Source organism: Mesorhizobium sp. M2C.T.Ca.TU.002.02.1.1, from assembly GCF_003997225.1.
Map to the genome: position 1 here is coordinate 1 of NZ_RZTO01001100.1, position 1,623 is coordinate 1,623.

The following is a 1,623-nucleotide window of genomic DNA, read 5'->3' on the forward strand; positions in this document are numbered from 1 at the left end:
GCGCTCGACGTCTCGGGGTCGGCGCGCTTCCCGGTCCTTGGCGGGCTGATGCAGCCGCGCGCCGGCACCGCCCGGCACGACGCGGTCGCCTGGGGCTACGCGCGCGGCGCCGACCGGCGCGGCGTCGACATCATCGAGAACTGCGAGGTGACCGGCTTCCTGCGCGACGGCGGGCGCATCACCGGTGTGACGACGACACGCGGCGAGATCCGCGCCAAGAAAGTCGCGCTCGCGGTTGCCGGCAGCACCGGGCACGTCATGCAGCTTGCCGGCATTTCGCATATGCCGATCGAAAGCCATGTGCTGCAGGCCTTCGTCTCGGAATCGCTAAAGCCCATCGTCGACACTGTCCTCACCTTCGGCATGGGGCATTTCTACATTTCGCAATCCGACAAGGGCGGCCTCGTCTATGGCGGCGACCTCGACGGATACAACAGCTACGCCCAGCGCGGCAGCCTGCCGATCGTCGACGAGGTGATGAGCGAGATGCTGGCGCTGTTCCCCGGCCTGGCCCGGGTGCGCATGCTGCGCTCATGGGGCGGGCTGTGCGACATGACGATGGACGGCTCGCCGATCATCACGACCGGTCCATTGCCAGGCATGTATCTCAATTGCGGCTGGTGCTACGGCGGCTTCAAGGCGACGCCCGCCTCGGGCTGGTGCTTTGCCTACACCATCGCCAAGGACGAGCCGCACGAGTTCAACGCGCCCTTCACGCTCGACCGCTTCTATCGTGGCTTGATCATCGACGACAAAGGCCAGGGCGCGAACCCGCGGCTGCACTAGGGAACCATGATCCCAAAAAGTGGGAACCGGTTTTTGGAAAAGATCATGGTTGAACAAGAAGATACAAGAAAATGCTGATCACCTGTCCCTATTGCGGGCCGCGCGACGTCATCGAATTCACCTATCAGGGCGACGGCAACCGCGAGCGGCCGCAGCCGGCCTCGCAGGACCTCGACGCCTGGAATGCTTATGTCTACGACCGCCTGAACCCCGCCGGCGACCACAACGAGATCTGGCAGCATTCCGGCGGTTGCCGCGCGCATTTGAGGGTCGTGCGCAACACCATCACGCATGAGATCCTGAGCACCGAATTCGCGCGTGGCGGCCACAAATCCGCTGACAGCAGGGCGGAGGGCCGCTCGTGAGCCCTCGCCGCACCGAGACCGGCGGCCGCATCGACCGGCTGCGCACCATCCGCTTCACCTTCGACGGAGCGCCCTACACCGGCCATGCCGGCGACACGCTGGCCTCTGCGCTGCTTGCCAATGGCGTGACGCTGTTCGGCCGCTCCTTCAAATATCACCGCCCGCGCGGCCTGCTCGCCGCGGGCGTCGAGGAGCCGAACGCGCTGGTGACGGTGCTGCGCGGCGAAGTGCGCGAGCCGAACATCGCGGCCACCATGGTCGAAATCTATGACGGGCTCGTCGCCGTCAGCCAGAACCGCACGCCATCGCTCGCCTGGGACATCGGCGCCCTCAACCAGCTCGGCGGCAAGATCCTGTCGGCCGGCTTCTATTACAAGACCTTCATGGGGCCGGTGATCGGTCCGCTGAAAGGCACGCGCTTCTGGATGTTCTGCGAGCATTTCATCCGCCGCGCCGCCGGCTTGGGCAAGGC

The 1,623-nt window shown here is 65.8% G+C and carries 3 protein-coding genes; all 3 read left to right on the forward strand.

The genetic code is table 11. The annotated features are described in order from the left end of the window. A partial coding sequence (locus EOD07_RS33745; protein WP_127238291.1) for an FAD-dependent oxidoreductase occupies nucleotides 1–786 on the forward strand: 786 nt, incomplete at its 5' end. Nucleotides 787–857: 71 nt separating this feature from the next. After that, complete coding sequence (locus EOD07_RS33750; RefSeq protein ID WP_127238292.1) at nucleotides 858–1,151, forward strand: sarcosine oxidase subunit delta; 294 nt, start codon at nucleotides 858–860, stop codon at nucleotides 1,149–1,151. After that, the coding region (locus EOD07_RS33755; RefSeq protein WP_206519643.1) for a 2Fe-2S iron-sulfur cluster-binding protein at nucleotides 1,148–1,623 on the forward strand (476 nt) is incomplete at its 3' end. The genes EOD07_RS33750 and EOD07_RS33755, both read left to right, overlap by 4 nt.